The following is a 3,695-nucleotide window of genomic DNA, read 5'->3' as shown; positions in this document are numbered from 1 at the left end:
CACGATCAGCGTCTCTTCCGCCAGCGGGATGACTTCCTCGTCCTGGCTCGACAGCTGGTTCCTGGATGCCGAGGCATTGCCGGAGCGCGCCAGGGAACGACCCGACGGCAGGCCCCAGAACCCAAACATCGCATCAAAGAACAGCGAGCCTGTGCTCAACGGGGCGGTCGCAACACGCTGAACGGTCTCTGCAGCGCTCTGGGCCACCTGGCGGGTGCTCTCGGCGGCAGCCTCAGCAGTCTGTGCCACCTGCTCGGCCGTCTGCCGGGCGGCCTCGCGGCTCTCCCGCTCGCGCTCGGCGGCTTCCTTCTGCTCGGCGAGGAGCTTGTCGGCCTGCTCACGCTCTTGCCGTTGCTCGGCCCGGCGCTGCTCAGCCTCGGCCCGCTTGGCTTCTTCGACTTCGGCCTTACCCTCTTCGATCTTCTCGACGATGGCCTGTGCCTCCTCGTCACTCAGCGCCTTCAGGACTGCCGGGAGCAGCTCCTTGCGCTCATCCCGCACACTTTGCTGGAAGACCTTCCGCAGCTCGACGACCTTCGGGCCAAACTCCTCGCTGCCCTTGGGCGTCTGCTCCAGCTCAGCCAGCAGCTTACGGGTTTGTTTGTTGTCGTTCAGGGCGGCGCTGACGAGGTCTTTGGTTTCCTTGTGCTTGCGGAGAACCGGGAACAGGTGCTCCTCTTCCAGCTGGGCCAGGAGCTCCAGCTCGGTCTTGAGGTCACCCAGGAGACGCTCACGCGTCTTCACCGCATTGTTCGAGGTGTCGGCGAGGGCCACGAAGAGCTCGTTCGCTTTCGTGGGGCTGGTTTGGATCAACTGCCTGATCGTGGTCATGCTTGCCTCGTGGGATGTCAAAGGGAGGTCACGGACGCTGAACCGGCATGGTGCTCGTCCTGCTCGGACCAGTGCCGCTCGAAGCGTATGAGGGGCGCGCTTGCAGAGACCATCTTGAGCTCCAAGCTGCCGCTCAGGACGGCCGCCGCAGCCGCCCCTCGATGTGTTGCTGAGCCTAGATCTATCGGGCTCAGGCGCGGCAAACCTCAGCGGGTCACAGCAGAGCCCTGCTGGCCTGCGCTGGAGAAGGTCTTGCTGGCCTCCTCGACCCCGCGCAGCGAGGTCTCGGCGACGGTGCGGCTATCCTGGACCAGGTGCTGGAGCCCTTCTCGAGCCAGCTCGCTCTGGATCGCGGCAAACTCCTGGACGGATCTGGCTTGGGTCAGCCGGTTCAAGCCGTCGAGATTGCGCTGCCACTGCCGCTGCCCCAGCTCGAACCAGCCCCGCGAGGCATCCTGAAAGGCTTGGGTCAGCACCGTGCCGCAGCGCGTGACAGCTTCCAGGTTCTGCTTGGACTGGCGAGCCAGGCGCTCGCTGTCCTCGCCTGTGAAGCCCAGTGTCCGTGTGAAGCGATCTGTCGCCTCACGGGCCTGATGGGAGACGGTCTCCATGCTTCTCTGAACAAGCTGTTTCGTATCCTCAGCCGATCGGTCGTGCAGATCAGCAATCCTGTTCAATCCAGCGCGAGCGGCTTCAGCGAATTGCGCGCCCTGTTCGGCGGTCTTGTCCATATTTTCCTTGGCAGCATCGGAGATCTGACTGCTCCGTTCGTGCTGGTTGTTCTGAGCGGCGTTCTGGTTGAAAGCCATTCGGGTTTCCTGCCTGTGATGCGATTATGAATTCAATGTACCTATGTAAGAACATAAGCACATCCGGCGTAGCCAACGAAGCTTCTTGCTTCGACTGCCGCACTGCACCCAAGTTGTGCCGCGCAGTTACCGTTCAAGCCTCACGGGAGCATTTTGATCCAATTTGGTACGCAACAATTTCTGCCGGCCGTTATGCCTATGTTGCAAGCTCCTGAGCGCATTGCACAATCTTCCAGGGGCGCTGAACGCAGCTCGGGGGCAGCCAAGGCCATGCTGATTTCGAAGCTGCGGGGCGCCACGCGCAGTTCCGTCCACCTTGGCGACAGCCAGGGCTACCGACTCGGCTATGGCAGCGGCTTTTAGGATCGGACGATTGCCGCGATGCCGCAGAGGCCGCGCACCTTAGGCAAAGCCGCTGTGTGAAAAGGCCATCTCACCGGGCGGTACAAGGGGTACAGGTGGTACTGCAGAGCAGGGACAGGCGAGCCCAGGCGGTACCGGGGCGAGACAATGTGGTACCGGACCTTCAATCCCCGGCCTACCTGTCCCACCCTGTACCCTCTTCGGTACCGCCCCCGCCCAAGATTTCCCCTTCGAGTACCACCTGTACCGCCTGTACCACCCAGCACCGGACAGCGCTTGAAACAGCAAAGAACTCTCACGAGCTCGATTTTGGCACTTCCGGTGCCGCGATAGGCGGGCACTGAGCAGGCGGGTACGCTTGATGGTAGCCCGCCAGTAGCACTGCTGTTGCGAAAAGCGGCACGGCCGAGGCTATGACATCGTGCTTGTTTAGTGCGTTCGTGTTGCTGGCTCAGTGTGTTCGGAGCCTCACGGGAAGGCGCTCTCTGTGCGATTGGTGGCGCAGGCGCGCCCCGACGTGCGCCAGGTGCGGACACGTGCGAAGATGGTTACTGCGCTCGCCCTCGTGGAGGAGTACCCGTGCATGGGTGACGTCGTCCACTTCGTCCGGCCCTCTGCGAACGTCCACCACCAGCGCTGGAAGACAGTTGAGGAACTCGGAAGGGTCGGCACGCTCGCCGTCCGCATTGTCGCTTGCAGCGACAATCCCGGTCTTCTCCACGTTGTGGCGGCAGGCGGTGCATCCGGCTCGGAGGTGCTGGCTTCCGCCGACAATGAGCCCGAATTTGTCGCAGCCTTGCGCGCCATCGGGCAGCGGGTCATCCGCCTCTTGGAGGTCGCGGAGGTTGAGTTCTCCGGTAGTCCCTACCACCCGCAGATGGAGTAGGTCCGGCGCTCTGCAGTGGGCCGCAAACGTCGATCAGAGTAGCGAGCCCTTCCGCGCCTTTTCCTGCCGCACAAGTTCTTCTAACAGCCTCTGTGCGAGTGCCGCATGTTGCAGCTTATCTACCTGAACAGTCTTCTTGCCGTACGGCGTCGTGACGGTCATGAAGTTCCGGTCAACCTTGAATGTGCCGGAATAGGTTCTCCCGTCCAGCTTGATGTGAACCGAGTGGCCCGACATGTAAAAGCCCTCTTGGCCGCGAGATGTGTACCTCACCGGACCCTCAATCCAGGATGACTCCGTTCGTAGCTCGCGTCATCATCGAAAATCTGGCTGCAGTGCATGCGGGAGGGTTTGATGTTTCGCCTCGAAAACAGCATGCGCAACGCGCAAAAAATCGCAAATGAGGCGATCAGATCGGACGTGGCGAGCCTCATTGAGTTCTACGGCAGTGCCGCCTTCAACGAGGCTTGCGAGAGAGCCCGGCGAGCACGGGTGAGAGGGGATCGAACGGAAAGGCTGATTTGGACCGAGGTCGCTCTCAAAGTCCGCCACAGGAACTTGGGTGGGCTCCCAAAATTGCTCGTTCAGCCTGGCTCAGAACCGGCAGAGGCGTGCAAGCCCCGGCCAACGCCCAAAGGCAAGCGCCGCAGGAGCAGTGCCAAGCAAGAGACCACTTCTCGTAGCGACGCTGAATGTGGATCGTTGAAATTACGGCCTGTTAGCTCTTGAGCCAGTCCAGAGCGGCTGCGAGCGAGAGAACGCCCATGAAGCTTGAAGCTGTCTTCTCGTAGCGGGTTGCGATGGCA

Annotated in this window: 4 protein-coding genes and 1 pseudogene; 1 reads left to right on the top strand and 4 read right to left on the bottom strand. The window is 61.8% G+C overall.

The annotated features are described in order from the left end of the window. A partial coding sequence (locus WDW90_RS35615) for a hemerythrin domain-containing protein (protein WP_336492466.1) occupies positions 1–831 on the bottom strand: 831 nt, incomplete at its 3' end. Positions 832–1,037: 206 nt separating this feature from the next. Further along, complete coding sequence (locus WDW90_RS35610) at positions 1,038–1,640, bottom strand: phasin family protein (RefSeq protein ID WP_336492464.1); 603 nt, start codon at positions 1,638–1,640, stop codon at positions 1,038–1,040. A 946-nt stretch (positions 1,641–2,586) separates the two neighbouring features. Between WDW90_RS35610 and WDW90_RS35605 the strand changes: the two genes are divergently transcribed. Beyond that, positions 2,587–2,889: a hypothetical protein gene (locus tag WDW90_RS35605; RefSeq protein WP_336492463.1), complete on the top strand. Its 303-nt coding sequence runs from the start codon at positions 2,587–2,589 to the stop codon at positions 2,887–2,889. A 33-nt stretch (positions 2,890–2,922) separates the two neighbouring features. Here WDW90_RS35605 and WDW90_RS35600 read toward each other — a convergent pair whose 3' ends face one another. Beyond that, positions 2,923–3,126 carry a hypothetical protein gene (locus WDW90_RS35600; protein ID WP_336492462.1) on the bottom strand — a complete coding sequence of 68 codons (204 nt, stop codon included), beginning with the start codon at positions 3,124–3,126 and terminating at the stop codon, positions 2,923–2,925. Between the two features lie 481 nt (positions 3,127–3,607). After that, positions 3,608–3,695: pseudogene (locus tag WDW90_RS35595) on the bottom strand (IS5-like element ISMex42 family transposase); the annotation flags it as partial.

The sequence above is a fragment of the Methylobacterium nigriterrae genome, from assembly GCF_037106235.1.
GTDB lineage: Bacteria > Pseudomonadota > Alphaproteobacteria > Rhizobiales > Beijerinckiaceae > Methylobacterium > Methylobacterium nigriterrae.
The sequence above is the reverse complement of the archived record's forward strand: the minus strand, read 5'-3'. Positions and strand labels throughout refer to the sequence as shown.

Coding starts and splice junctions, on each gene's coding strand:
- WDW90_RS35605 (WP_336492463.1), top strand. CDS start 2,587: ATGGGTGACGTCGTCCACTTCGTCCGGCCCTCTGCGAACGTCCACCAC.
- WDW90_RS35600 (WP_336492462.1), bottom strand. CDS start 3,126: ATGTCGGGCCACTCGGTTCACATCAAGCTGGACGGGAGAACCTATTCC.
- WDW90_RS35610 (WP_336492464.1), bottom strand. CDS start 1,640: ATGGCTTTCAACCAGAACGCCGCTCAGAACAACCAGCACGAACGGAGC.